The 26,091-nt window shown below is 68.8% G+C and carries 27 protein-coding genes; 6 read left to right on the forward strand and 21 right to left on the reverse strand.

Annotated features, from left to right (window positions below; translation table 11 throughout):
* Positions 1–254: 254 nt before the first annotated feature.
* Positions 255–746 carry a DUF4384 domain-containing protein gene (locus QZ271_RS06415; protein WP_291429893.1) on the reverse strand — a complete coding sequence of 164 codons (492 nt, stop codon included), beginning with the start codon at positions 744–746 and terminating at the stop codon, positions 255–257.
* A 161-nt stretch (positions 747–907) separates the two neighbouring features.
* Between QZ271_RS06415 and ftsH the strand changes: the two genes are divergently transcribed.
* Positions 908–2,842, forward strand: coding sequence for an ATP-dependent zinc metalloprotease FtsH (gene ftsH, locus QZ271_RS06420; RefSeq protein ID WP_291429894.1), 1,935 nt, complete (start codon positions 908–910; stop codon positions 2,840–2,842).
* 108 nt (positions 2,843–2,950) lie between these two features.
* On the opposite strand, the gene QZ271_RS06425 is transcribed toward ftsH, so the two are convergent.
* From QZ271_RS06425 to QZ271_RS06440, 4 genes are all read right to left on the reverse strand, one after another.
* Positions 2,951–4,144, reverse strand: coding sequence for a mechanosensitive ion channel family protein (locus tag QZ271_RS06425; protein WP_291429895.1), 1,194 nt, complete (start codon positions 4,142–4,144; stop codon positions 2,951–2,953).
* A gap of 45 nt (positions 4,145–4,189) precedes the next feature.
* On the reverse strand, positions 4,190–5,224 hold the full coding sequence (plsX, locus tag QZ271_RS06430) for a phosphate acyltransferase PlsX (protein ID WP_291429896.1): 1,035 nt from the start codon (positions 5,222–5,224) through the stop codon (positions 4,190–4,192).
* Positions 5,214–5,804, reverse strand: coding sequence for an NYN domain-containing protein (locus QZ271_RS06435; protein WP_291429897.1), 591 nt, complete (start codon positions 5,802–5,804; stop codon positions 5,214–5,216). Before QZ271_RS06435 ends, plsX begins: the two co-directional genes overlap by 11 nt.
* Positions 5,805–5,914: 110 nt before the next feature.
* The gene (locus QZ271_RS06440) at positions 5,915–6,268 is read right to left on the reverse strand and encodes a DUF309 domain-containing protein (RefSeq protein WP_291429926.1); all 354 of its coding nucleotides are present in this window, start codon (positions 6,266–6,268) and stop codon (positions 5,915–5,917) included.
* A 290-nt stretch (positions 6,269–6,558) separates the two neighbouring features.
* Between QZ271_RS06440 and trxA the strand changes: the two genes are divergently transcribed.
* Positions 6,559–6,912, forward strand: a complete 354-nt coding sequence (gene trxA, locus QZ271_RS06445; RefSeq protein ID WP_291429898.1) for a thioredoxin — start codon at positions 6,559–6,561, stop codon at positions 6,910–6,912.
* Positions 6,913–7,022: 110 nt separating this feature from the next.
* Here trxA and QZ271_RS06450 read toward each other — a convergent pair whose 3' ends face one another.
* Both QZ271_RS06450 and QZ271_RS06455 read right to left on the reverse strand, forming a co-directional pair.
* On the reverse strand, positions 7,023–7,589 hold the full coding sequence (locus QZ271_RS06450) for an alpha/beta hydrolase (RefSeq protein ID WP_291429899.1): 567 nt from the start codon (positions 7,587–7,589) through the stop codon (positions 7,023–7,025).
* Between the two features lie 163 nt (positions 7,590–7,752).
* The gene (locus tag QZ271_RS06455) at positions 7,753–8,109 is read right to left on the reverse strand and encodes a VOC family protein (protein ID WP_291429900.1); all 357 of its coding nucleotides are present in this window, start codon (positions 8,107–8,109) and stop codon (positions 7,753–7,755) included.
* A gap of 225 nt (positions 8,110–8,334) precedes the next feature.
* Here QZ271_RS06455 and QZ271_RS06460 point away from each other — a divergent pair, with 225 nt between their 5' ends.
* Together QZ271_RS06460 and QZ271_RS06465 are read left to right on the forward strand one after the other, a co-directional pair.
* Positions 8,335–9,372 carry an aldo/keto reductase gene (locus QZ271_RS06460; protein ID WP_291429901.1) on the forward strand — a complete coding sequence of 346 codons (1,038 nt, stop codon included), beginning with the start codon at positions 8,335–8,337 and terminating at the stop codon, positions 9,370–9,372.
* A gap of 104 nt (positions 9,373–9,476) precedes the next feature.
* Complete coding sequence (locus QZ271_RS06465; protein WP_291429927.1) at positions 9,477–10,223, forward strand: chlorite dismutase family protein; 747 nt, start codon at positions 9,477–9,479, stop codon at positions 10,221–10,223.
* A 54-nt stretch (positions 10,224–10,277) separates the two neighbouring features.
* Here the strand turns inward: QZ271_RS06465 and QZ271_RS06470 are convergent, their stop codons facing one another.
* The 12 genes from QZ271_RS06470 to QZ271_RS06525 all read right to left on the reverse strand — a co-directional run bounded on the left by QZ271_RS06470 (position 10,278) and on the right by QZ271_RS06525 (position 21,872).
* Complete coding sequence (locus QZ271_RS06470; protein WP_291429902.1) at positions 10,278–10,787, reverse strand: GNAT family N-acetyltransferase; 510 nt, start codon at positions 10,785–10,787, stop codon at positions 10,278–10,280.
* A gap of 4 nt (positions 10,788–10,791) precedes the next feature.
* Entirely contained in the window at positions 10,792–10,926 is a 135-nt protein-coding gene (locus QZ271_RS06475; protein WP_291429903.1) for a hypothetical protein, read from the reverse strand.
* A 297-nt stretch (positions 10,927–11,223) separates the two neighbouring features.
* Complete coding sequence (locus QZ271_RS06480; protein ID WP_291429904.1) at positions 11,224–11,892, reverse strand: response regulator transcription factor; 669 nt, start codon at positions 11,890–11,892, stop codon at positions 11,224–11,226.
* On the reverse strand, positions 11,889–12,917 hold the full coding sequence (locus QZ271_RS06485; RefSeq protein WP_291429905.1) for a DUF4097 family beta strand repeat-containing protein: 1,029 nt from the start codon (positions 12,915–12,917) through the stop codon (positions 11,889–11,891). The genes QZ271_RS06480 and QZ271_RS06485 overlap by 4 nt, the downstream gene beginning before the upstream one ends.
* Positions 12,914–14,662: a sensor histidine kinase gene (locus QZ271_RS06490; RefSeq protein ID WP_291429906.1), complete on the reverse strand. Its 1,749-nt coding sequence runs from the start codon at positions 14,660–14,662 to the stop codon at positions 12,914–12,916. Before QZ271_RS06490 ends, QZ271_RS06485 begins: the two co-directional genes overlap by 4 nt.
* Positions 14,663–14,814: 152 nt before the next feature.
* Positions 14,815–15,552 (reverse strand): BON domain-containing protein, encoded by a 738-nt coding sequence (locus tag QZ271_RS06495; RefSeq protein ID WP_291429907.1) that lies wholly within the window; start codon positions 15,550–15,552, stop codon positions 14,815–14,817.
* Positions 15,553–15,962: 410 nt separating this feature from the next.
* Positions 15,963–16,439, reverse strand: a complete 477-nt coding sequence (locus QZ271_RS06500) for an NUDIX domain-containing protein (protein WP_291429908.1) — start codon at positions 16,437–16,439, stop codon at positions 15,963–15,965.
* A 28-nt stretch (positions 16,440–16,467) separates the two neighbouring features.
* The gene (locus QZ271_RS06505) at positions 16,468–16,887 is read right to left on the reverse strand and encodes a thioesterase family protein (protein ID WP_291429909.1); all 420 of its coding nucleotides are present in this window, start codon (positions 16,885–16,887) and stop codon (positions 16,468–16,470) included.
* Between the two features lie 11 nt (positions 16,888–16,898).
* Positions 16,899–17,186, reverse strand: coding sequence for a 30S ribosome-binding factor RbfA (gene rbfA / locus QZ271_RS06510; RefSeq protein WP_291429910.1), 288 nt, complete (start codon positions 17,184–17,186; stop codon positions 16,899–16,901).
* 246 nt (positions 17,187–17,432) lie between these two features.
* A complete protein-coding gene (locus tag QZ271_RS06515) occupies positions 17,433–18,806 on the reverse strand; it encodes a LysM peptidoglycan-binding domain-containing protein (protein WP_291429911.1) in 1,374 nt (457 codons plus the stop codon).
* 234 nt (positions 18,807–19,040) lie between these two features.
* The gene (locus QZ271_RS06520) at positions 19,041–19,523 is read right to left on the reverse strand and encodes a hypothetical protein (protein WP_291429912.1); all 483 of its coding nucleotides are present in this window, start codon (positions 19,521–19,523) and stop codon (positions 19,041–19,043) included.
* A 198-nt stretch (positions 19,524–19,721) separates the two neighbouring features.
* Positions 19,722–21,872 carry a VWA domain-containing protein gene (locus QZ271_RS06525; protein WP_291429913.1) on the reverse strand — a complete coding sequence of 717 codons (2,151 nt, stop codon included), beginning with the start codon at positions 21,870–21,872 and terminating at the stop codon, positions 19,722–19,724.
* Positions 21,873–22,156: 284 nt separating this feature from the next.
* On the opposite strand from QZ271_RS06525, the gene QZ271_RS06530 reads away from it, so the two are divergent.
* Together QZ271_RS06530 and QZ271_RS06535 are read left to right on the forward strand one after the other, a co-directional pair.
* Positions 22,157–24,172 carry a DNA gyrase subunit B gene (locus QZ271_RS06530; protein WP_291429914.1) on the forward strand — a complete coding sequence of 672 codons (2,016 nt, stop codon included), beginning with the start codon at positions 22,157–22,159 and terminating at the stop codon, positions 24,170–24,172.
* Positions 24,173–24,343: 171 nt separating this feature from the next.
* Positions 24,344–25,003: a cyclase family protein gene (locus QZ271_RS06535; RefSeq protein WP_291429915.1), complete on the forward strand. Its 660-nt coding sequence runs from the start codon at positions 24,344–24,346 to the stop codon at positions 25,001–25,003.
* A 27-nt stretch (positions 25,004–25,030) separates the two neighbouring features.
* Here QZ271_RS06535 and QZ271_RS06540 read toward each other — a convergent pair whose 3' ends face one another.
* Together QZ271_RS06540 and QZ271_RS06545 are read right to left on the reverse strand one after the other, a co-directional pair.
* Positions 25,031–25,519, reverse strand: a complete 489-nt coding sequence (locus QZ271_RS06540) for a thioesterase family protein (protein ID WP_291429916.1) — start codon at positions 25,517–25,519, stop codon at positions 25,031–25,033.
* On the reverse strand, positions 25,516–25,851 hold the full coding sequence (locus tag QZ271_RS06545) for a 4a-hydroxytetrahydrobiopterin dehydratase (protein ID WP_291429917.1): 336 nt from the start codon (positions 25,849–25,851) through the stop codon (positions 25,516–25,518). The genes QZ271_RS06540 and QZ271_RS06545 overlap by 4 nt, the downstream gene beginning before the upstream one ends.
* Between the last annotated feature and the right edge of the window lie 240 nt (positions 25,852–26,091).

Raw genomic sequence — 26,091 nt, forward strand, 5'->3', positions numbered from 1 at the left:
CGCCGGGGGGCAGCGCGTGGCGGCCGTGCGGGCCCTGTGCGGCGCTTGGCGCGGCGCGGCCTCTCCCCTGCCGGACCGCCCGCATGGGGGCCGCCTGCCCCATCACCGGCCCCGCCACCGCCAGCCCCGCCACCACCAGCCCCGCCACCGCCAGCCGGGGTAAACGCAAGGGGGGGAACCCGGTCTGGATTCCCCCCCCCTGACCGACTGGCCGGGCGTCAGCGACTGGCCGGGCGTCAGTGACTGGCCGGGCGTCAGCGGATGTACAGGTAGGTTTCCTGCACGTCGCGGTCGGCAGCGGCGTAGGGTTGCAGGTAGTCGCTGCTGCTGGCGTTCCAGCGGCCGTCATCGTACGTGCCGCGCAGCACGAGGTCCGTGGTGGGGCGCACGCGGGTGAAGATGGCGCGCACGCGTTGCAGGCCGCGCGGTTCGGCCACGTTGAACGTCACGCCGTCCTGCGCGCGCGGGAAGGTCGTGGTGCCGGCGGGCACGTAGATGTTGCGGACCAGGGTGCTGGTGTATCCGTTACTTTGCAACGCGATCAGGGTGACGTACCCGGCCGTGCGGGTAGTAACGCTGATCCGCAGCGGCTCGCCCAGCGCGTAGGTGCTGCCCTCGCCCCGGTCGGGACGCAGGTTGGCGATCAGGTTGCTGCCCGATCCCTGAAGGCCCAGGTTGGGGCGGACGGTGACGGTGCAGGCGCTGAGACCAAGGGCCAGCGTGCCGAGCAGAAGTGCAGTGCGCATGCGGTCAGCATACCGGGTGAGCCTGACGGAAACCTGAGCGTCCATCCGGTGGGGATGCTGGCCTCCGGTGGGGGTGCTGGCCTCCGGTGGGGGTACGGGCAGGCGCAGGAGATGGTCAGCGGGCGCGCGGTCGGGACGGGCGGACGGGCGTAGCATGAGGCATGAATCCCACTGCCCCCGCCAAAGCTGCCGCTGTGCGGCGGACCCCCGGGCCGGGCGCGGCTGTGACGGGCCTGCTACTGTGGGCGCTGTGCGGCGGCCCGACTCTCCCCGGCCAGGGCATGCAGTCGTCGGCGGCAGCGGCCAGCGGACCCGCGCGGACCGCGCCGAAGCCCGCGCCCAGCCTGTCCGAGGGACCGTACTCCAGCAACCGCTTTTTCAGTGACCTACAGGCGAGGCGGGTGTCGCGGGTGGTGCTGTCCAGTGCTGGTCAGGCCAGCGTGACGTTCGTGGACGGCAGCCGCCCGCGCTCGCTGGTCGTGCCGGCGGACGGCGCGACCCTGGAACGCATCCGCGCGGCGAGGGTGCCGCTCCGGGTGACGCAGGCCGGATCGTCGTTTGGGTGGGTGGTGCAGGTGCTGCCGCTGATCCTGACGGCGCTGATCCTGGTGGTGTTGTGGCGCAACATGCGCGGGCAGGGCGGTTCGGGCGGCGCGGCTGGGACGTTCGGGAAGTCGAAGGCGACCATGATCAGCGAGGGCCAGATCAAACTCAACTTCACCGACGTTGCCGGTTGCGACGAGGCCAAGCAGGACCTCCAGGAAGTCGTGGATTTCCTCCGCCACCCCGAAAAGTACCACCAGCTCGGCGCCCGCATTCCCCACGGCGTGCTGCTCGTCGGCCCTCCCGGCAGCGGCAAGACCTTACTGGCCAAGGCCGTCGCCGGTGAGGCGAGGGTTCCGTACTTCAGCATTTCGGGCAGCGACTTCGTCGAGATGTTCGTCGGCGTCGGCGCCGCCAGGGTCCGCGACCTGTTCGAGCAGGCCCGCAAGGCCGCGCCCTGCATCGTCTTCATCGACGAGATCGACGCCGTGGGCCGCAAGCGCGGCATGAACATGCAGGGCGGCAACGACGAGCGCGAACAGACCCTCAACCAGTTGCTCGTCGAGATGGATGGCTTTTCCAGCGGGCAGGAAGTCATCATCCTGGCCGCCACGAACCGCCCGGACGTGCTGGACGCCGCGCTGCTGCGCCCGGGACGCTTTGACCGGCAGGTGGTGGTGGACGCGCCGGACGTGCGGGGCCGCGAGCAGATCCTGCGGATTCACGCGCGGAAGAAACCGCTGGACGCCAGCGTGGACCTGGGGGTGGTGGCGCGGCGCACGGCGGGGATGGTGGGAGCGGACCTGGAGAACCTGCTGAACGAGGCGGCGTTGCAGGCGGCGCGGTCGGGGCGAACGCGGATCGTGGGGCGGGACGTGGATGAGGCGCGGGACCGGGTGCTGATGGGCCCGGAGCGGCGGAGCCTGGTGGTGCAGGAGGCGGACCGGAAGGTCACGGCGTACCACGAGGTCGGTCACGCCCTCGCCGCCCAACTCCTGCCCCACGCCAACCGCGTGGCGAAACTGACGGTCGTGCCCAGGGGCCGCGCCGCCGGGTTCATGATGCCGGACGCCGATGACCGCCTGCACGTGACCCGCCCCGCGCTGGAAGACATGATCGCCGTGGCCCTGGCGGGCCGCGCCGCAGAGGAAATCGTTTTTGGTGAGGTCACGACCGGCGCGCAGAACGACTTTCAGCAGGCGACCGGCATCGCGCGGCGCATGGTGACCGAGTGGGGCATGGGTGACACGATTGGCAAAGTCGCCCTGGCCAGCAGCGACGGGGGGTTCCTGGGCGGCGGCGCGCAGATGACGCCCATCAGCGAGGCCACGGCCGCGCAGGTGGACGCCGAGGTCCGCACCCTGATAGACGCCGCGTACGCCCGCGTACTCGCCCTGGTCGGCGAGCACCTGGGGCGCGTCCACGAGATCGTGGCCGTGCTGATGATCCGCGAGACCCTCAGCGGCCAGGAATTCAGCGCCCTGCTCGGCGGTCAGGAACTCGATCCCCTGCCGCCCGTCGTGCCGCCCGGCCCGGCCAGCCTGCACGGCTGAACGTGCCCACACGGGGAGAACGCACAGGGCACGCGGCAGTCCGTATCTTTGCTCCTCTCATCCGACCGGGTTAAACGGTGGTTGCAGCCCATTCAATCAGAGTCCGTATCAGATTTCCTCTTCCTCGGGGTCGCGGCCCAGGCTGGGTTCCACCGGCGGTTTGCGGCGGTCCTGGGTGCTGATGTCCTTCGCGGGGGGTGGGGCGGGCAGGTCGTCGCGGGTCAGGCGGATCTCGATGGGGGTCGAGCCGAAGTTCACGCTGCGCTGCGGGAAGGGAATGTCGATGCCGGCCTCGTCCATGGCGATCTTGATCCGGCGGTTGAACTCCCGGCCCAGCGCCCACTGGCTCTTGGGCTGCACCTTGTACAGGGCGCGCAGCGTCACGCCGTCCGGGGCGAGCTGCACCACGCCCTGCACCTCGGGTTCCTCCAGGAAGAAATGCTGCCATTCGGGTGACTCGTGCAGTTCGGTGCTGACGGCCTGCAGGACTTTCAGCGCCTCGTCGACGTTGGCGTCGTACGTGACGTCCACGTCCGCGACCACCCGGGACCAGTCCTTGCTGCTCACGCTGACCGTCTGAATCTGGCCGTTCGGGATGATGTGCATGGTGCCGTCCAGGGCGCGCAGGGCGGTCACTCGTAGGTTCAGGCGTTCCACGCCGCCCGAGAGTTGCCCGGTGTTGATGGTGATCACGTCGCCCACCCCGTACTGGTCTTCAAGCAGGATGAAAAAGCCGTTGAAGACGTCCTTGATCAGGCTCTGCGCGCCAAAACCCACGGCGAGGCCCAGAACGGACACCCCGGCCAGGAGGCTCGTGGCATTCAGGCCGATGGCCTGCAGGGCGGCAATGGCGCTGATGATGACCACCACGACCCGCAGGGTGCTTTTCACGACGCCCTTGAGGGTCCGCACGCGCACGCTGCGGCGGTTGAATTCCTGTTCCGCGACGATGCGGGACGCCAGCGTGCCGATCAGGTTCCAGGCGATCAGGGCCATGGCGGCCACCACGATCAGTTGCCCGGTGCTATGCCGGAATCCCTGCGTGATGTCGCGGCCCAGCTCGAACAGCACGGGGACGCTGGGCAGGTACGTGACGAACGTGGCGACCGCCAGCCACGACACGCTGACGATCAGCAGCCACACCCACCTGAGAATGCCGGGAAGACCACGGTGAATGTGGGGGCTGAGGGTTCTGATCAGCAGCCGTCCGAAACGGTAGATGGCGTAGGCGAACATGGCGGTCAGGGCCAGCCCGACCCACACCTGTGGTTTGACGATCTGAACACTCAATTCGGCCAACATGCCCCCACCTTCTCATGAGAAGATGAGGGATGTGAAGGATGGCGGTCAGTTCAGACTTGACTGTTTCTGAAAGGCGGCCTCCAGGCGGGGCACCAGGTTGGCGTCGTGGGCGCGGGCGGCGCGCAGCAGGGCGTTCTTGACGGCTCGCGCGTCGGCGCTGCCATGCCCGATGAACGCCAGGCCCCTCACGCCGATCAGCAGGCTCGCGCCGTACGTGCTGGGGTCCATGCGGTCGGCCAGTCCGCGCAGCGAGCCGCGGACCAGCAGGCCGCCGAGCTTACTTTTCAGGGAGCCGCCCAGGGCTTCCTTGACCCAGCCGAACAGCACCTTGGCCTCACCCTCGGCGAGCTTCAGGACGACGTTCCCGGTGAACCCGTCGGTCAGGACAATGTCGGTGGTCCCCATGAACACGTCGCGGCCCTCGATGTTGCCGTGGAAGTTCACGCCCCGCCCGTGCAGGTCACGCAGCAGTCCATGTGCTTCGAGGACCAGGGCGTTCCCCTTGTGGTCCTCCTCGCCGATGGACAGCAGGCCCACGGTGGGGTTCTCACGGTCCTCGACGACCCGCAGGTACACGCTGGCCAGCCGCGCCCACTGCGCGAGGTAACTGGCCTTCACGTCGGCATTGGCGCCCGCGTCCAGCAGGGTCGTGAACCCGCCGCGCGCGGGCAGGTGCGCCAGGATGGCGGGGCGTTCCACACCCGAAATGCGGCCCAGGGTCAGCAGCGCCGAGGCCATGGTCGCGCCGCTGTGACCCATGCTGACGGCCGCCGACGCGCGGCCCTCCTTGACGAGGCGGGTGGCGACGTTGATGCTGGCCTGCGTGCGGCGGCGCACGTCGCTGGCGTGCTCGTCCATGCCGATCACGTCGGTCGTCTCGACGACCTCGATCGGCAGCGCGGCACTCCCGGCGTGCTTCCCGAGTTCCGCATGCAGTTTCACGCGGTCCCCGACCAGCAGCACGCTCACGCCCGCGCGGGCGGCCAGGACGGCACCCTCGACGTTCGGCGGGGCGCCGTGATCGCCGCCCATGGCGTCCAGCGCGACCGGCAGGGTCCGGGGCGCCGCTTCAGCGGTCATCGGATTCCTGCAAGGCTGCCGCGGTGTAGAACGGACGGTGCTCGCTGCCGCCGTTGCCGCGTGACTCGCTGGGCAGGCGGTAGCCGGGGCGCTCGACGTGCTCGCGAATGTCCTTGAAATCCACGTACTCGTCGGCGGCGTTGCGCAGTTCATAACTGGTCATCTCGGCGATGCAGGCCACGACCACGCGCTTGCCACGCGCGCGCAGCACCTCGACCGGACGCTCGAAGTCCCCGTCGCCCGTCAGCAGGACGGCCGTGTCGAAGCGGTCACTGGTAGACAGCAGGTCCGTGACGATCTCGATATCCAGGCTGGCGCGGCGGTGCGTCTCGCCGCCCTCGTCGGTCGCCTCGCGCAGCGGGCGGGTGCGGACCGTGTACCCCATGTACGTCAGGGCGTCCGTGAAGCGCTTCTGCTTGTCGTCAATGGGCGACGGCACGGCCGTGTAGTAAAAGGCGTTGTACAGCGCGCCGCCCGCCGAGAAGTGCTCCAGGATCTTGCGGTGATCGAAGTTCCAGCCGAGTCGTTTGGCCGCTGCGTACACGTTCGCGCCGTCAATAAAAAGTGCAATACGTTCCATCTGATGTCTCTCCTGTGCGCCCGGCCCCCTGCGGGTGAGCCGGGCCGGGGAACGCCGCCCCGGATGGGGGAACGTCCGCCCCGCAGAATACCCGACCCCCGGCGCGCCACTCACGGCCCGGCCGGGGGGTGCAGGCGGGGCCGCCGCGCCGGGTCATGCAGGGCCTCCCAGACTTCGGCCCGCAGCCGGGGCAGGTCCACGCCCCCGTAACCGGGCGGCAGGGTGTCCAGGTACCGCGCGGCCTTGTGGTAATTGCGGTGCGTGAGGCTCCCGTGATGCCAGCGCTTGTGCAGCGCCGCCGCCAGCAGGATCACGCCCTGCAGGAACGCCCGGTCCGGCCCCGCCGCCCGCAGCCACGGCGCCTCCCAGGCCTCGTGCGCCTCCCACCACTCGCCGCGCGCGAACAGGGCCGCGCCCCGCGCGAACGCCTGCGCGTCCCCCGCGGTCCAGTCCCCGCCGCGCAGGGCCTCCGGGAAGCTCGGGGGGCCCGGCAGGGAAGACAGATCGGTGTCAGGAGTCACACCCCCACGCTACCGCTCCACGCGGCGGCCCGGGCCACAGGACCTGCCGGGAGACTCTTGATCCACACGTCCGGCCGAACAGATTTGCAGAAGGATTCAGGCCGTGTACACCGGGAGAACCGAATCAATCAGCATCCATATGTGAGGCCCGTCACAGCGGCTAAACAAGCGGTGAGGGTCTCCCGCATCCGCCGCCCATCCCAGGTATGCCCCCCCGGCGTATAGTGACGGACATGAAGCCTGTGGAACTCACGGACAGCAACTTTAACGACGAAATCGCCAGCGGCCTGACCCTGGTGGACTTCTGGGCCCCCTGGTGCGGACCCTGCCGGATCATCGCGCCGGTCATCGAGGAACTCGCCGGGCAGTACGAGGGTCGCGTGAAGATCGCCAAGGTCAACGTCGATGAGAACCCCGTCACGCAGGGCCAGTACCGCGTGATGAGCATCCCCACCCTGATCCTGTTCAAGGACGGTCAGCCCCTGGAACTCGTCGTGGGTGCCCAGCCCAAGCGCGCTTTCGAGACCCTGCTGGACAAGCACAGCGCCCCGGCCGACAAGACCAACACAGCCCAGCCCAGCGCCTGAACGCCACCCACCCGCACTGAGTCCTCAGTGCAGCCTTGAATCACAAGGGCCGCCCCGCCGAACCCGGCAGGCGGCCCTGTCTGCTGTGTCCGTGCCGGCGGGCCAGAGCGTCAAAGGCGAACGATGTCCGGCGGCGTCCAGGCGTGCAGCGCCTCGCCCAGCAGCACCTCGCCGTCTGGCCAGTCGCCGTGCCCACTGGCGACGTTGATGTGCCCCGCCTCACCGGCCGAGATGAACGCCGCGCCCCACGCGTCCGCGAACGCCTCGGCCCGTTCGAAGCGGGCGAAGGGATCGTTCTCGCTGGCAACCACCAGCGCCGGGAACGGTAACTCCCGCATGGGCACCGGGGCCATCTGCGCCACTGCCGGGTACTGCGCAAACGCCTGATCCGCGTCGGTCGGGCCGACCAGCAGCGCGCCCTTCACCCGCTCGTGCCCTCCCGTCAGGGCCGCCCAGTGCACGATGGTCAGCACTCCGCACGAGTGCCCCACCAGCACCAGCTCGCCCGGCGTCGCCTCGATCACCTGCTGAAGTCGCTGCGACCACGCCGCCGGGGTCGGGCTGTCCGGGTCGTCCTGCGCCACGCGCGCCGCGCCGAACTTCTGCGTCCAGATGGACTGCCAGTGCTCCGGGCCACTGTCTCCCAGGCCCGGCACGATCACGATGGTGGGTAGCATAGGCTCAGGTTAACGTCTGGTTGAATGACGCGGACTGCGCTCCATTCCGCCACAGTCGGGAACGCAGCGCCTGCGGCTTCACACCGCGAAGTCTGTATGTCTTTCCTGCTCGCGTCCGCTCGGATTGAACGGTCTTTGCAGCCCATTCAACCCGGAGTCCGTATCACCCTTCCAGAAGTTCGACCTGTCGGCCGTCGGGGTCCTGCACGAAGGCCATGTCGCGCCCGCCGGGGCTGGCTTGCAGGTCGCGGGTGACGGGGACACCGCTGGCACGCAGGGCGGTCAGCAGGGCGCGCAGGCCGGTGACGTGCAGGGCGATGTGTTCGGCCCAGTGCGCGTGGGGTTGGGGGGCCAGGTCCGGAATCTGGAAGAACTGTAGGTGGCCCTTGCCGAGGCGCAGGACGGCGCGGCGGTAGCCTTCGGGGGTGGTGAGGTCCTTCTCGGTGGTGGCGCCCAGGGTTTCGTAGAAGGCGACTGTGGCGTTCAGGTCGCGGGTAAGGAACGAGACGTGTTTCAGCATGGGATCAGGGTAGCCGTTGCGGGGCGTGGCGCCTGCCAGTGTGGTCGGGAGCCGTGCCGGGGTCTGGCGCCCGCTGAGACTATTCGGCGCCGGGGCATTGCGTGCGGCTGCGCCCGGTGCCGCGCGTGGACTGGGCGGGCTGGGCGGGCTGGGAGTGCCGGGCGGCCTGCCTGACCGGTCGTTCGGGGTCATCCCTCCCCGGCCGGTGGTGACATAGTGCCGGTCATGGAATACCGCAAGTTGCAGGGCACCGACCTGACCGTCAGCGCGGTCGGGTTTGGCGTGTGGACGGTCGGCACGACCTGGTGGGGTGTCAAGGACGAGGAGATGGGCAAGGGCCTGCTGCGCCGGGCGTTTGATCTAGGCGTCACGTTCTTCGATAACGCGGACACGTACGCCTCGGGCCGCGCCGAGGAACTTCAGCGGGAGGCGCTGGGTGGCGTGCGTGATCAGATCGTGATCGGCACGAAATTCGGGTACGACATCTACAACCATCCGGACCGCCCGGGGCAGCAGGAGCGTCCGCAGGACTGGTCGCCTGCGTACCTGCGTAAGGCGCTCGAAGGCAGCCTGAGACGCCTGGGAACGGATTACATTGACTACTACCAGTTGCACAACCCGCGCATGGACGCCGTGCTGAACGACGACCTGTGGGCCGAACTGGACCGCGCCAAATCCGAGGGGCTGATCCGCGCGTACGGCACGGCGCTGGGGCCAGCGCTGAACGAACGGCAGATCGAGGAAGGAATTGCCAGCGTGCGGGACCGCCGCGCGCCCACGCAGATCATCTACAACCTGCTGGAGCAGATGCTGGGCGAGGCGATCCTCCCGGCAGGCGAGGCGGCGGGCGTGGGCGTCATGGCCCGCGTGCCGCACGCCTCCGGGCTGCTCGAAGGGTACATGACGCTGGAGACCGAGTTCGAGCCCGGTGACCACCGCAACTGGCGCATGACCACCAACGCCCGGCGCAAGGCCTGGATGGAGGACGGCCTGAAGAAGGTCGAGCAGCTTCAGGCGCAGTTCGTGGAGGGCCGTGGCCGCACGATCGGGCAACTGGCCATTCAGTTCGCGCTGCGTTCCCCGGCTATGGCGAGCGTGCTGCCGAACATCTACTCCGCGCAGAACCTCGAGGAGTACGCGGCGACCTTCAAGGCGGCGCCCCTGACCGACGCGGAATTCAGCGAGATTCAGGCGCTGTACCGGGAGAACTTCGGTCTGACACACGACCTGCGCGGCGAGGTTGTCGCGGGGGCCGCGCAGTGAGCGGCCGTCCAGAAGGCACCCGTCCCGACGGCACCCGCCCGGAAGGGGCGATGCCCGCCGAGACGGGAGCGCCCGCGCCCGCTGCGCGCCCGGGCCGCCCGAAGATGATGGTGGACCTGGATCCGAGCGGTCAGGTGACGGGCCGTGAGGCCGACCGCGCCGCCCGGCAGTTCCTGAACTACGCGTTCTTCAAGCTGGACCCCGCCTTCCGGCGCCTGCCGCAGGCGGAACGCGACGAACTGAAAGCCGAGTTCCTCGCCGCCGCGAACGGCTGGGTGGCCGACGCACCGGCCGAGAAGGGCCTGATCCTGCGCCCGTACTCGCTGGTCGGCGTGCGCGGCGACGTGGACTTCATGCTGTGGCGCATCGCGTTCGACGTGCGTGACTTCCAGGAAGCTCAGGCGCGACTGAACCGCACGCGCCTGATGGGGTACCTGACGCAGCCGCACAATTTCATCTCCATGAACAAACGCAGCCAGTATGTGAACCGCGTGGAGGGCAGCGGTCACGGCCTGGAAATCCTGCCCGGCCAGGGTCAGTACCTGTTCATCTACCCGTTCGTGAAAACGCGCGCGTGGTACGACCTGACGCCGCACTCCCGCCAGGGCATGATGGACGAGCACATCAACGCCAGCGTGCCGTTCAAGGGCGTGCGCATCAACACCAGTTACTCGTACGGAATCGACGATCAGGAGTTCGTGGTGAGCTTCGACAGCGACTACCCGCAGGAGTTCGTGGATCTGGTGCACCGCCTGCGCTACACCGAGGCGAGCATGTTCACGTTGCAAGACACGCCGATGTTCACCTGCGTGAAGAAGGACCTCGCGGGCGTGCTGGACGACCTGGGCTGACTGGACCCAGGAGGAGGAGGCGGTCCGCGTGGGCCGCCCCGCCTCCTCCGCTGTTTACAGGCGCTTGTAGTAGATCAGGGTGCCGTTCAGGCGGCCATCCGGCGTGAGGGCGAAGTCCGGGATCTCACCGACTAGGGTGTACCCGGCGCCCTCGTAGAGTTTCCTGGCGCCGCCGTCCACTGAGGTGTCGAGCGTCAGCAGGGTGCGCCCCCGGCGGGCCGCCTCGGCCTCGGCGGTCCTCAGGAGGCGGGTAGCGACGCCCTGGCCGCGCCACGCCGCGCGGGTCATCATCTTGGCGATCTCGGCGCGGTGCGGCTGGTTGAGCGGGAAGTCCAGCAGCAGCGTGACGGTGCCGATCAGTTCCGGGCCGTGCCACGCGCCGTACAGCACGCGCCCGCCTGCCTCGGCGGCGGTCAGGGACGCCTGCCAGAACGCGTGAGCGTCGGCAGGCGCCAGGGGGTGCATGAAGCTGACGGACCCTCCGGCGGCGACGGTCTCGATCAGGAGTTCACCCAGCTGAGGCAGGGCGGCGTGGGTCAGCGGCGTGATCTGGAGGTCGGTCATAGGGTCAGCTCCGGGCGAGGGCGACGAGATACGTGCAAGGGTGGGCGGTCCTGTTGGCGATGACCACGTCGGCGGGCAGGCCGAAGCCCAGGCTGTCCCCGGCGTGCCGGTGGTGGGTTTCACTGCCCTCGGTGACCATGAGCTGGCCTGAAGGCGAAGAGGGACTCGGACCGAGGGGGGGGGTTCCACCAACCGTGCAGCCCGAATGGGATGCGAGTAGGAGCAGGGCTACCTGCGGGACGTAGAATCGGTTACCCGGCGCCCTTCCGGGCTGTCGGCACGACAGACGGCAGTCCGTATTATACGAATTCCGCTAAATTCCACCACATTCGGAAAAGCGCCGCCTGCGGCTCCATACCGCGAAGGGGCGTATGCCGTTCCTACTCGCATCCGCTCAGATTGATTCGGAACCGCGCCGAATCAATCGGAATCCGCATTATAGGTCCACGCCGTCCAGGCTGGCGACACCGTTCTTCAGGGCGTACAGCGCCGCCTGGGTGCGGCTGTCCAGGCCGAGTTTGCCCAGCAGGCGCGAGACGTGGGTTTTCACGGTGGCCTCGCTGACGTTCTGGTCGGCGGCGATGGCCCGGTTACTGTAGCCGTGCGCGATCAGTTGCAGCACGATGGTCTCCTTGGGCGTGAGGCTCTCGCGCATCTCGCCGCCCCGGAAGTCCCGCACGAGGCGGCGGGCCGCTTCCGGGTGCAGGCGCACCTCGCCGCGCGCGGCGGCGTGAATGGCGTCGGCCAGGGTGTCCGATGAGGCGTCCTTGAGCATGTAACTGATCGCGCCGGCCTCGATGGCGCCGTTCACCTTGTGTTCTTCCAGGGTGCTGGTCAGGGCGATGACCTCGGTGTCCGGATGCGCGCGTTTCAGGGCGCGGGTGGCAGTGATGCCGTCCATGACGGGCATCATCAGGTCCATGATGACCACGTCCGGGTGCAGCGCGGCGACCTGTGCCAGGGCCTCCTCGCCGTTGGAGGCCTCGCCGATCACGTCGATCAGGGGATCGAGACCCAGGAACAGGCGCAGGCCCTGGCGGACGACGGCGTGGTCATCGACCAGCAGGACGCGTACAGAAGGTTCAGTGGGAGTGGGGTGGGTCATGGGGTGTCCTCCAGGGGAGTCAGGGTGAAGTTGGAGCGGGGGGCGTCCACGAACACGTCGAGGTCCGGGGCCAGAGGAGCGGGCGCGCCGCGCGGCCAGAAGAGGGTGTCGCGGTCCGTGAAGCGCACGCGGACCTTCAGGGCGGGCGGCACGCGCAGGGTCACGTCGCCGCTGTGCGTGCGGATGTCGAGGTTCCCGCGCGTGAGGGGTGTGGCGGTCACGGTCAGGTTGCCGCTGTCGGTGGTCAGGGTGGCGCGGCCCGTGACGGTGGGGAGCGTGAGGCGCACGTCGCCGCTCTCGGTGCCCACGCCCAGCGTCTGGGTGCGCATGGCGCTCAGGTCGAGCGTCTGGTCGCCACTGGCGGTGTTGACGCGCAGGGCGTCGGGCGCCGAGCCGGTCGCGGCGCGGACGGTGACCGTGCCGCTGCGGGTCACGACGCTGAGCGCCCCGGCAGCCCGGGCGGGCAGGTCGAGCGTCTGGTCGCCGCTGTCACTGCGCAGCCTCAGGGCGCCCAGCCGCAGCGGTCCCAGGTCGGCGGTGACGTTCCCGCTGGTGGTGTCGCCCGCCAGGGTCAGCGGCAGGTCCCGTGTGAGGCGCAGGTCGGCCGTGTGCTGCACCTGTTCCGGCCCGGCCACGATCACGCCCCCCCGGTCCAGCGACTGAACGCGCAGGGCCAGCGTGGCGTTCAGAGCGCGGCCCTGGCGGGTGATGTTGGCCTGCACGGGGTTGCGGGCGCGGTGGTGAACGCGGCCCTGCACGGCCAGGGGGCTGCCCGCCGGCAGGGCCATCAACGTGAGGTCCACCCGGTCGCCGCTGAAGCTCAGGGCGGCCGTGCGGGCCAGGTCCAGGGGCAGCGGGCCGTCCAGGGACACGCTGACAGGGGTGTCGAGCACGCTCATGCCGGGCGTGGGGCGCAACGTGACGTTCTGCCACGCCAGCAGCGCGCCCCCGCCCGCCAGCAACAGCCCGGCCGCCATGCGCGTCAGCACCGGCATCAGGGACCGCGAGGGCGGAACGGTGGTCACGCGCCCTCCTCGCCCACAGCAGAGGCGGCCGCCGGGATGGTCAGGGTGACGGCTGTGCCCTCCCCCGCCCCGGACTGCACGGTCAGGGTGCCGCCCGCCCCGGCGGCGCGCTCGCGCATGCTGCGCTGTCCCAGCGTGCCGCGCCCCTGCGCCTGCGGGTCGAAGCCGCGCCCGTTATCCCGGACGGTGAGGGTCACGCGCGGACCGTCCTGCACCAGCGACAGCCACACCTGCGTGGCGCGGGCGTGCTTGACCACGTTATGCAGCGCTTCCTGCGCCACGCGGTACGCGGCGGCCTGCACGTCCGGCGCGAGGTCGGGCTCGCGGCGCAGGTCGGCGTGCACCTGAAGGCCGTGCCGGGCTTCCAGGGCGTGCGCGTGCTGCGTAAGCGCCGCGATCAGGCCGCCTTCCTCCAGCGCGTCGGGACGCAGGCTGAACAGCAGGGCCTTCATCTCGGACACGCCGCCCTCCGCGAGCCGGATGGTGTAATCCAGGCTCTGCAACGTGCGGGCCGGGTCGCGTTCCAGCGTGGCGCGCGCCGTCTTGGCTCCCAGCGTGATTCCGTACAGCGCCTGCGCGACGCTGTCGTGCAGTTCGCGGGCCAGCCGGGCGCGTTCCTGCTCTCCGGCGCGCGCTCCGGCCCGCTCGATCAGTTGCGCGGCGTGCAGGGCGGTGCCTGCATGGTCCGCGATGCTCAGCAGGAACGCCAGTTCGTCCGCGCCGGGCCGCACGCCCGGACGGTACCGGGCGCGCAGCGTGACGCCCTCCGGCGTCCCCGCCGAGGCGGGCAGCGAGACCGGCAGCACGGCCAGCAGGCCGCCGTCGGGCCAGGGCAGCACGTTCGCCTCACCGGGCTGCGGCAGGGCCGTGTCCGCTACGTCCTCCGGCGGCCCCGCTTCTGCGTCCGCCCAGGCATCCGAAGAACTCGACGCCAGCAGCGTGCCGTCCCGGGCGTGCAGCGTGACCCGGGCGGCGGTGCTGGCCGCGCAGGCCTGGGTGGTCAGGTCTCCCAGCGTGGCGTTCAGATCGTCGCCCAGCGCGACCCGCCCGGCGGCGCGGCGCAGCGCGATCACCTCACGCCTGGCCGCCTCATCCCCGGCGTCCAGTGGCAGCAGGGCCGCGGCCAGTCTGGTCCACATGCGGCCCATCAGGTTCAGGACCCCCGCCGCGACGATCAGCGTGCCCAGACCGACCAGCATCAGGCCCGCCACGGCGACCGGACCGGGCTGCACGGTCCACTCGTTCCACACGACCGGCACGGCTGACCCCAGCGCCCACGCCGGAGCGGCCAGTCCCATCAGGGCCACGGTCATCAGCGTGCCCATCACCACCCAGCACAGCAGTCCCAGCGGCAACTGCACCACGTGAAACAGCAGCGTCCGGTACGTCACGGGCGACGACAGTTGCGCGCCCAGCCACGCCAGTACCCCAGCGTACGACGCGGGAAATCGGCGGGTGAACGAGACACCCAGCACGCCCGCCATCCACCTCTGCAGGTCCCCCAGCGCCCCCACCAGCCACACCGCTCCCACCAGCGCCGGAGCGCCGATCAGCACCGGTAGGGTGAGCAGCCCGCCCGCCACGACCACCGTGAGTAACGTCGCGACCAGCGCGCCGGCCGGCAGGGACAGCAGCACGTACGCCGCCGCGCGGTACGTGCCGGGATCGGTCAGGTCACGCAGGGGGCCGCCACGCACCCCGCGTGACCCGCCCGGTTCCCGCATCACCTCCACAACCTTCATCATGCCGCGCAGCGTAGCGCCGCGCATCCCACCCGCTCGTCCCACCAAAGGCGCAGACGCCCGGGCCGCCGGGGTCCCCACGGGTAACCCCAGAATACGGAAGGCGGGCCGGTCCCCGTAGAGACCGGCCCGCCCACCCTGCAGACTGCTCCGGCTCAGCCGGGAATGCGAATCTTCTGCCCGACCTGAATCAGGTCCGGGTTGCTGATGTTGTTGTAGTGCGCGATTTTCTTGTACTCGGCGGCGTCGCCGTAGTACTTCTGCGCAATGGCGCCCAGGGTGTCACCGGACTTCACGGTGTACACGGTGTCACCAGTGCTGGCGTCCTTCTCCTTGACGAGTTCTTTGGCGCCGGCAGCCACCCGCAGACCACTGGCGTCCACGGACGCGACACCCTGCACTTCACGGGCCAGCTTCTCGGCAAGGCGCTGCTCGTGGTCGTTGTCCACCACGCCACGCAGGATGACGCTCTTGCCACTCTGAAGAACGTCGATGGGATCGTCGGCCAGCTCCACGTTACCGCGCAGGGCTTTCAGGACGGCCTTGGCGACGCGGCTGTTGTCCTCAATCTCCTTGATCTCGGCTTCCATCTTCGTATCGGCCGGGCTCTGGATGGGGGTGGTCACGGTCGCGGCGGGCGCGTCCGGAGCCGCCTGGGCAGGCGCGGCCGCCTGCTGGGTAACGGTCACACCGCTGGTATCTACACTTTTCACGCCGCTTATACCCTCAACGACGGCACCGATCAATCCCATGACAGACTGACGTGGAACTTCACCGGTCACCGTGACGGTGCCCCGACTTTCGCTGATGTTGAGACCCAGGGGCGAGAGAACGGGATTTTCGTTGACGGCGTCTTTGACTCGGTCAGCGGTGCTCTTTCCAAATGGCCACATGAACCGAGCGTACACCGTCAGCAGCGCTTAGTGTGAAGTACCCCACGTTCCTTAAGGGCTGATCAGGAATTCCTGAGGGGGGCTTCAAAACCACCGTTTGATCACCGGTCCGCGCCTGAGCCTGTTTCCGGTCCACGGGTGTGCCGTTTCGGGTAATACCGACTGCCGCTCCATTGCGCCACAATCGGAAAAGCGCCGCCTGCGGCTCCATACCGCGAAGGGGCGTATGCGGTTCCTACTCGCGTCCGCTCGGATTGATTCAGAACTGCACCGACTCAATCGGAATCCATATAAAGTACCTTGAAGCTCACATGGCGCCATGCCGGGAAAGCGCCGGAACCTCTCCATTCCCGCTCTAACGGACTTTCTTCTGCTCCGCGCGGTTTATCTACAAGATAAACGCAGCGTACTTAGATGGGGTAGTACGCGCGGGGCTGGCCGCGCACGAAGTCGCGGGTGGGTACCCAGATCAGCGGATTGCGTTCCTCGACTTCGGGCGGCGGGCCGTAGCGGACCAGGGACTCCACCTGTTCGAACGGCACCCACTTGACGCCCAGAACCTCGGGGTCGGTGGGGTCCAGTTCGCCGTGGAAGGTCGCGGTGAAGCGTCCGAAGATGGCGTAGCACTCGTTGCGGGTGCCGGGCAGCAGTTCGCCCTCCAGCAGACTGACGAACATCAGGTCCGTGACGATCAGACCCGTCTCGTACAGCACCTGCCGCACGGCGGCGTCCCCGAGGGTCTCGCCGGGGTTGGCCTTTCCGCCGGGCAGGCCGTAGAAGATGCTGCCGTCATCCATGCGCTCCTCGACCAGCAGCAAATGCCCGTCTTGGATCAGGTACACGTGCGCGGCGCGCTTGATGGGCAGGGTGCGCGACAGGTTCCTCATGCAAGGCGCAGTCTAGCGCGTGTGCGCCTCACGCGCCGGGCGTGCCGGACAGCGAGGCCAGCACGTCGTCCGGCAACCGCGCGGGACGGTAGGCGTGATCGGTGGCGATATGACGTGTCTCGCCCGTGGCGAGCAGGTCGGGACCCCGCCGGACCTCGTACGTGAAGCTCAGGGTCCGGGAGCGTACGGACGAGACGCGCGTCAGGACGTGCAGGGTGTCGTCGTAGCGGGCGGCGCGGCGGTACTCGACGTTCAGGCCCGAGAGCATCAGGTAGTAGCCGCGCGCCTCGACCTCACGGTACGGCAGGCCCAGGGCGTTCATGAGGTCCGTGCGGGCCACCTCGAACCAAACCGGGTACGTGGCGTGGTGCGCGACGCCCATGGCGTCCGTCTCGGCGTACCGCACGCGGATCACGGTCGGCGCGCTCAGCGCAGGGGGCGGGCTCATCGGAGCGGCGGTCACAGGATGGTGTCCGACACGGCGTGGAATTCCAGGGTGGGTGTGCGCCGCAGTTTCACCTGGTCCGCCACCTGCCGCTGAAGGTACCCGCGTGCGCCGCGCAGCGCGTCGAGCAGGTCTTCCATGTCGCCGGTCATGGCGCTCACGTACACCCGCGCGATGCCGTAATCGCTCGTCACCGTGATCCGCTCGACGGTTACGATCATGGGCACGCGCGGGTCCCGCAGGCCCGAGATGGCCTCGCTGAGCACGCGCGTCAGTTGCGACTGAAGCTGCTCGGGTTTCATGCGCGCACCGGGGTGGCAGTCAGGCAAAGTGCGGTCAACATCCGCGCATGGTAAAGCATGCCCCGGTGTGCCCGCCGGAGCGCCGTCACGGAAGGCGGCCCGCCAGCGGCCAGGGGCGGCGCTTACAGGCGGCAATCATCAGCAGCAGTCATGGGTGTGGCACGTTCTGGGCAGCCGTCTCCCCTGCCCGGGTTCCCATCAAGGCTGGATGACGCGGCCAGGTCAACACCTGCCCGAACATCTGGGTCAGCGGGCGTAGCGGCGGCCGGTGTAGTCCGTGAACACGCCGATACCGTAACTGACTTTGCGGATGCTGTCGATCACGGCCCGTCCGTTCCAGGCGATGCCGGTCGAGCTCCCTCCGTCGAGCAGGAGGGCGTCTTGCACACCCAGCCGGGCCATGACGCGGCCCATCTCGGTGGTCGTGAGTTTCACCTGGGTGCTGACCAGCACCAGGTTGCGGTTGCCGATCAGGCCGACGGCGCTGCGGGCCGCGCGGCCGAACAGGGCCGGGTCGCGGAAGGTGGCGTTGTAGCGGGTCAGGAGGTGACCACGGTTGAGAATGCGGGGACCAGTGGCGACCACGGTTTCCATGCCAAGCCAGGTGGTTTCGAGCGGGCGTCCCATCACCGGGGTGGTGCTGGCGCGGATGGTGGCGCGGTTGTCGGGCGTGATGGCCAGCGCCATGGGAATGCGGCCCCAGGTAAGCATGCGGCCCTGCATGACGATGTCCCCGGCGGGCGCAAATGTCAGCGGGTGAAAGTAACTGCCGTTGATGACGACCCGCGCGCCGCTGCTCCGGGCCAGCTGGCTGACGCGCGCGCCGCTGCTGAAGGCCATGTTGGGACGGGCGAGCACCGGAGCGACCAGGGTGTTCCGGTGCCGCAGGTCCACGTTCGCGATCTGCACGGGGATGTTCAGGGGCGTCAGGCGTTTGAAGGTCACGGCGCTGTTCACAGGGCGGGGCGGGATCGGAACCGGCACGCGCGCCGGGACGAGCAGTTTCCGGCCGGGAACGATCAGCCGGGCGGTGTTCAGGCCGTTCAGGCGACGCAGGTGATCCACGCTCAGGCGGTAGCGGGCAGCCAGCCGGGTGGGGGTGTCGCCGACCTCCATACGCACGTAGCGGTACACGGTGCGGACCTCGGAGGTCGCGGGTCTGGCGGGCGCGGCGGTCTTCGTGGGAAGTTTCAGGACCTGACCGGGCCGGATGACGGAGCTGCGCAGGCTGTTCCCGGCCTTCAGGGCGGTGACGCTCACGCCGTAGCGGCGCGCGATCAGGCTCAGGGTATCGCCGCTCTTCACGGTGTGCCGCTGGACAGGCGCAGCGCTTCCGGCAGCGCTGCCGGAAGCGCTTCCAGTGACGCGAAGCACCTGACCGGACCGGATGAGATCCCCCTTCAGGCCGTTCAGGGCCCGCAGCTGCTTGACGCTGACGCCGCTCCGCTGCGAAATGAGAGAAAGGGTGTCGCCGGATTTCACGGTAACGGTGGCGGGAGCAGCGCCAGCCACGCCGGTCACGGTGAAGACAGTGACAGTCAGACCAGTGACCGTTACACCAGTCACGGTCAGGCCAGGCACGCTGCCGAGGGTCAGGAAAGTCAGGAGAAGTCGGCGCATGGGATCACACCTGAACACATAAAGGGCCGCCGCGTGTGAACGCTCGCTGACGGGAGGTTCATGCGGGCCTCCCGGGTCATGGGCACCACGGCGCGGATGGAGGTGCGGATGGGGGGCACGGCACGGAGCGCCGGGAGTGATCTGGCGCAGGTCCGTCATGCCCTCACCCTGGCACGGGGGCCCCGTACCAGAGCCCGTGTCACGCCTCTGAACGCATCAGACAGGTCGGGCACGTCAGCTACCGGGCGTGCTACCGGGGAAGACCGCGACCCGCCCGACCATGTACGCGCAGCCATACAGGAACAGGGTAGCAACCGGCAGCAGGCGCAGGCCCACGCGATGCTCGATCAGGCGGCCCCGGACGAGTACTTCGATCGCGTACAGACTGATGACGCACAGGCCCGCGTACATCCAGTGCTCCCAGTCACGGCTGGGATCAACCGGGAAGCCGTACTTGCTGGCTCCCGCTCCCGCGTCGGTGGCGCTCGGGACCTTCGCGCCGCCCAGCGCCAGAATCACGCCCGTCACGGCCGGCAGGAGCGTCATCACCCACGTGGCCCGTAGCCAGACCATGAATCCCCCACCGATCCGCAGTTTCACGGCGGGCGCGATACTCCACACGAACAGCACCAGGGTCACCAGTGCGTACGGCGTGGGAAACAGCTGGGCAAGGCCGCTATTGAACTGATACCCGTGAACCAGGCGAAGGAACTCCATTCCCGCAGCGTAGCGCGCCCTTCAGGGGGGATGGGTGTTGGCGAGTCATGTTCACGCCGCGCGGCCGTCCCCGCAAACCCAACGCATCCTTCTGGGGTGTCATACGGACTGCGGCTCCATACCGCGAAACCCGTGTTTGTTCCTACTCGCGTCCGCTCGGATGGATTCAGAACTGCACCGAATCAATCGGAATCCTTATCAGTTCAGGAAGTCCACGACGGCGTGTGGGGGCAGGGGCATGCCGGGTGTGAGGACGGTGTTCTCACCGGCGACGCGCAGTTGCAGGGTGTCCGGGGCGTGCAGCAGCAGCAGGTCGCGGCCGCTGAGGCTCACACTCAGGCCTTCGAGGGCCGGGGCGCGCAGGGTCACGCCGAGGTCCGTGGTGGGCGCGTGGACGCGCATGGCATGCTCGCCGTACGGGCCGCGCACGTGCAGGACGGGGCCGCGACTGTGCAGGGCCAGCGGGAGGCCCAGTCCGGCGAGGCTGCCGAGGGTGGGGTGGGGAGCGCGGGATCGCCGGGCGACCGCCACGCCCAGCAGCGTGCCGGGGCGCACGACGTCGCCGGGTTGCAGGAGGCGCGCGCCCTGGCTGACTTCCAGGTCGGTGGGGATGCGCAGGATACGCAGGCCGTCGCGGTGCTGTTCAGCGCGCAGGCCGCTCAGGTGCGGCACGCGGGCCATCTGCCCCAGGTCGAAGGGGTCGCCCAGGGGTGTGGGCACGCCGCTGACCTGACCGTCCGCGCCGACCAGGGCCAGGGTGCGGTCGTCGCGGTACTCCAGGCCCTCGACGGGCGTGGGGTCAGCCGGTCGGGGCGTGCGCACGCCCGGGGAGGCGGCCCGCTGGCGGCGGCGCCAGCGCAGGATCAGCGCGGCGGCCAGGATCAGGCCGGTCAGCCACAGCAGCGTGAACCTTGACGGGCGGGCAGGAGCGGACGGTCCAGTAGCGGTCGGGCCGGAGTCGGGTGTGGCGGGTGTCGCCGGGGGGGGCAGGCGGCCACCGGGCGCGCCGGTCACGGCAGCCAGCGGTTGCGGCGGCAGGCCCGGAATGGACAGGACCGGGGTGACGCTCTGACCGGCGTTCAGGCCGTTGCCGGTCAGCTGAACGGCCAGTTCGCGGCCTCCGGGCTGGGCGTGTAGCCGGGCGTTCAGGCCGGGCACGCCGCTCAGGGTCGCCTGTTCCAGTGGCAGGCCGGGGGGCGTGCGGTAGCGCAGGATCACGTCCTCACCGGCCCTTACGGTGCGGTCCGCGCCGGGGTTCAGCCACAGCAGGGGGGCCTGGGTGTTCACGCGCAGCAGCACCCGCCGGGGCCGGGGGGCCACGTGATTGGCGCCGGTCACGGGCGGGGCGCACAGGAGGGCCGCGCCGCTCTGGCCCGGCAGGTCCAGCAGCCTGAGCTGTCCGCCCGTGACCGGCGGATCGTCCAGGCGCAGGCGGGGAGCGCTGGCGTCCGGGGTGAGGGTCAGGGGCGCCGTGTCCGGGAAGGGACTGGGCGCGGCGGCTGGGTCGGTAATCGTGAGCAGGCCGCCTTCCAGGCCCGGGGCGTCCAGGGTGGGGGGCGTGCCGGCCGGGAGGGTCAGGCCGCTGGCGTAATCGCTGGCCTGTAGGGCGGCGCGGGCGTCGGCGGGAATGTCGGTGCCCAGCGCCACGTAGTGCAGCCGGTCCAGCGGGCCACGCGTCCGGAAGGCGTCCAGTGCGGCGCGGGCGGTCACGGCGGGCCGGGTCCTGTCGTTGTCGATGCCGTCGGTCAGGACGAACACGGTGGTCAGGGTGGACCCGGCCGGGGCGGACTGCGCTACTGGGGATTGGGCTGCTGCGGACTGAGCCGCTGCCGACTGAGCCGCTGCCGACTGGGCCGGGTTGGCGGTCGTCTGTGCGGGGCTGGTGTTCGGGGGGCTGTTCAGGGGACTCAGCGCGTCCCGGAGGCTGCGGTACAGGTAGGTGTTGCTGCCGTCGGCTTTCAGGGCGCCCAGCGCGGCTGTCCACGCGGGGTTACGGGCAGGCTGCTCGAAGTGCGCGCGGCTGCGCAGGCCAGCGTCGAAGGTGAGCAGATCGGCCTCGTCCGGCTGGTGGGCCTGCACGTAGGCGGCGATGCTGTCGCGGACCTGCCCGAAGATGTCGGCGCGGCCGTCCCCGATGCCGCGCATGCTGCCGCTGGTGTCCAGAATGAACACGGTGCGGGTACGGGTGGGCAGGGTCCCGCCGGGCAGGGCGCAGGTCGCGGCGCTGCTGGAGGTGCTGGTGGGGGTGGTGGTTGTGGCGCCGGGCGCGGCCGGACTGGGGGCCGCGCCCGGCGCGGCTGCGGCGGGGCTTAGCAGCAGCAGGCTGGTCAACAGGTGGGCGGGGCGCATCGGCCTTCTATTTTGAGGCCTGCGGCGTGGACTGTGTGCGTGTGGTCTGTGTGCGGCGGTGTGGGCGTGTGGCCGCGTGGGGTGCGGGGGCGGCCCAGACGCTGTTTCTGACGGGCGGGGCGGGGGCACGAGTTCCCAGGAATATTACGCTATATACGTAATATATTTGACCATTTTCAACCCTGGTAGTATACTGGGCACACACGGCAGGCGCACGCAGCGCCCCACCACCCCCCCACCCCCACCGCTGCCCCTTTCCGGGGGCCGCGCAGTTCAGGAGCCTCATGACCCACACCGACGAGAAGAACGACGCCGTTCAGGAGCTCACCAACACCGCCGGCCCCAGCGCCGACTACACCGCCGCCGACATCAGCGTCCTCGAAGGCATGGACGCCGTGCGCAAACGCCCCGGCATGTACGTGCAGGGCGGCACCGGCATCGACGGCTACCACCAGCTGCTCACCGAGATCATCGACAACGGCATCGACGAGGGCCTTGCTAACTTCGCCACCGAAATCCACGTCATCCTGCACGCCGACGGCGCCGCCACCGTCACCGACGACGGCCGCGGCATCCCCATCGACATCATGCAGAGCAAGGGTCGCCCCGCCATCGAGGTCATCTTCAGCGAACTGCACGCCGGCGGCAAATTCGGCCAGGGCGCGTACAAGGTCTCCGGCGGCCTGCACGGCGTCGGCAGCACCGTCGTCAACGCCCTGAGCAGCTACCTCGACGTGACCGTCAACAAGCACGGCCACCTGCACAACATCCGCTTCGAAAAAGGCACGCTCGTCAAACCCCTGCGCGACGAAGGCCCCACCCCCCAGGACATCACCTGGGCCACCCGCGTCAGCTTCCAGCCGGACCCCACGGTCTTCAAGGAATTCGACAACCAGTTCAACTACGACCGCATCCGCAATCGCCTGCGCGAACTCGGGTACCTCACCGGCCTGAAAATCGTGATCCGCGACGAACGCACCGAACTGCACGCCGGCGAGATCAAGGAAGAAACCTTCCACGAAAAGGGCGGCATTGCCAACTTCGCCCGCGCGCTCGTCACTGACGACACCAAACTCCTGTACGACCAGCCCATCGTCATGACCGGCCACCACAGCGGCGTGAACGTCAAAGTCGCGTTCATCCACGCCAACACCTACGCCAGCGACAACATCCTCACGTACGCGAACATGATCCGCACCCGCGACGGCGGCACCCCCCTGACCGGTTTCAAGACCGCGTACACCCGCATCCTCAACAAGTACGCCAAAGACAAGAACCTGATCAAGAACGGCAACCCCACCCCCAGCGGCGACGACCTGCTCGAAGGCATCTACTGCGTCGTCAGCGTTGAGGTCGAGGACCCGCAATTCGAATCACAGGCCAAAGTCAAACTGCTGAACAGTGAAGCGCAGACCGCCGTGAACGCCGTCGTCGGCGAGAAATTCGCCGAGTTCCTCGAAGAGAACCCCAAGGTCGGCAAGACCATCGTCGAGAAAGCTGCCGAAGCTGCCCGCGCCCGCGAAGCCGCCCGCAAGGCCCGCGACATCGTGCGCCGCAGCAACCCGCTGGAAAACGACGACCTGCCCGGTAAACTCGCCGACTGCAGCAGCCAGGACCCCGCCGAGAGCGAACTGTTCATCGTCGAAGGCATCAGCGCCGGTGGCAGCGCCAAGGGTGGCCGCGAACGCCGCTTCCAGGCCATCTTGCCCCTGCGCGGCAAGATCCTGAACGTCGAGAAGAGCGAACTGAACAAGATCCTCAAGAACGCCGAGATCCGCGCCCTGATCGGCACCATCGGCGCTGGCGTCGAAGGGACCGGCGACCGCATGCATTTTGACCTGTCAAACCTCCGCTACCACAAGATCATCATCATGACCGACGCCGACATGGACGGCGGGCACATCGCCACGCTGCTCCTGACCTTCTTCTACCGCTACATGCGCCCCATCGTTGAGGCCGGATACCTGTACATTGCCCAGCCGCCCCTGTACCGCGTCATGGTCGGCCGCGAGAAGAAAGGCACGTACCTCTACGACAACGACTCCCTGAAAGTCATCGTTGCCCAGGCCAACCGCGAAGGCAAGAAATACGACATCCAACGCTTCAAGGGCCTTGGCGAGATGAACGCCGACCAGCTCTGGGACACCACCATGAACCCCGAAACCCGCGTCCTCAAACGTGTCGGCATCGAGGACCTGATCGTGGCCAACGAAGTCTTCGAGAACCTCATGGGCACCGAAGTCGCACCCCGCAAAACCTTCATCCAGGAAAACGCCAGATTCGCAGAAATCAGCGTGTAATACGGATTCCATTTGTTTCGCCGACAATCCGGAACTTCACCGGATTGTCGGCTTCACGTCCGGAACCCGCTTGAGTCCTACTCTTACACGCTCGAAGAGAACGGTTGTTGCCTGGCATTCCACTGGAGTCGGTTTGACCTGGCCTTTGGGGTGAATGTTTTATGGTGGGGCATGCCGTCATTTCCTCTGGATATCTCCCGTCCGCTCACGCCCGGTCATCCCACCTGGCCCGGCGATCCGGATTTCCGCGTGGAACCGCAGGCGCGCATCGCGCGGGGCGACAGCGTGAATACCGGCGAGATCCGCACGAGCACGCACACCGGCACGCATGTGGACGCTCCCTGGCATTACGACGATGCGGGCCGCCGGCTGCACGAGGTGCCGCTGGGCACGTACATCGGCCGCTGCCGTGTGGTCAGCGTGCAGGGACATGGTGAACCGTTGATGCTGGAGGTCGGCGCCCTGGCGGACCTGCCGGACGCACTGCCGCCCCGGGTGCTGCTGAACACCGGGCAGCCCGCCCACTGGGAGGAGTTCCCGACGCGGTTCGCGGCGCTCTCCCCTGCCTTCGTACGGGAACTCGCGCGGCGCGGCGTGCAACTGATCGGCACGGACTGTCCCAGCGTGGACCCGCTGACCAGCAAGACCCTGGACGCTCATCACGCCTGCCAGGAGACGGGGCTGCTGATCCTGGAGGGTCTGAACCTGAGCGGCGTCCCGGACGGCGAGTACGACCTGATGTGCCTGCCGCTGCCGCTGGTCGGGGTGGACGGAGCGCCGGCGCGGGCCGTACTGCTGCCCGCCGGAACGCTGGACGGCCTGAACGGGTAAGTGCCGTGTGGGTATCCGCTTCCCGGGTCAGCGCCCAGGGGCGGCGCCGCTGAAGCCGAAGCGGACGCTCACAGTTTCCGGCGCGCGCTTGGGTCGGCCCGATGCGGGGTCCACCCACACCCACTCGGTCTGACACTCCGCGAGCCGCACGCCGCCCACCGGGTCGCCGGGGTTCACGCGGTCCAGGGCGTAGGCGCGCACGCTGCGCACCCCGGCGTGCAGGGTCAGCGCCGTGCGGACCCTGACCGAGTCGCCCAGCACAGCCGGGCGGTGGTACGTGATGACGTGCTGGCGCGCGACCGGCACGGCTCCCAGGGCTCTCAGGGCGTCGGTGCCCATACCCAGGCGCAGGGCGTGCTCGCGGGCCACCCGCTCGCACCACGCGAGGTACACGGTGTTGTTCACGTGTCTCAGCTCGTCGAGGTCCTGTTCGTCCACGTGCAGGGTCCGTTCGTGACGCCGCGCGTCAGGCAGCGTGTCCCACAGGATGTCGGCGTCCGGAATCCGGAGTTTCAATCCTGGTCCGCCTGCGTGCCGGGGGCTGGCAGCAGGGAGTCCACGGCCCGCGCGCCGTCGATGTCGGCCTGCGTGACGCCGCCCGCCTCGTGCGTGAAGAAGTTGACGCGCACCTTGCGGAAGTAGATGTGCAGGTCCGGATGGTGGCCACGTTCCTCGGCCTGCGCGGCGACCCGTACAGCGAAGTCCACGCCCTGCTGGTACGTGCCGAACTCGAATTCGCGGAACAGTTTGCCGTCGTCGCCGTACCAGCCGTCGGGCTTGAGGTCCTGCACGTCCCCGTCCGTCAGTTTGCGCGCGGGGTCGTAGTTCATGCGGGGATCGTAGGCCATGTCCGGCATGGTAGGCCGCGCCGCGCCGCGCGGCAGGCGAACCGGGACACGGTTCAGCGGGCCGCCCGCCGTCAACCACTTCAGCCCCGACAGCGCACAGTGAGGTTTATCACAATGGCATGAACGCCTCTTCATGTACAGTCAGGTTTACATCAGATTCACCGGAAGTCAGGAGCCCCCATGACTGCATTGCTGCGCCGTCTCTTCCTCCGCCGTCCCGTTCCGTCCACTGCTCCGGCC

This window comes from Deinococcus sp. (assembly GCF_018260555.1).
In the GTDB taxonomy this organism is placed as follows: Bacteria; Deinococcota; Deinococci; order Deinococcales; family Deinococcaceae; genus Deinococcus.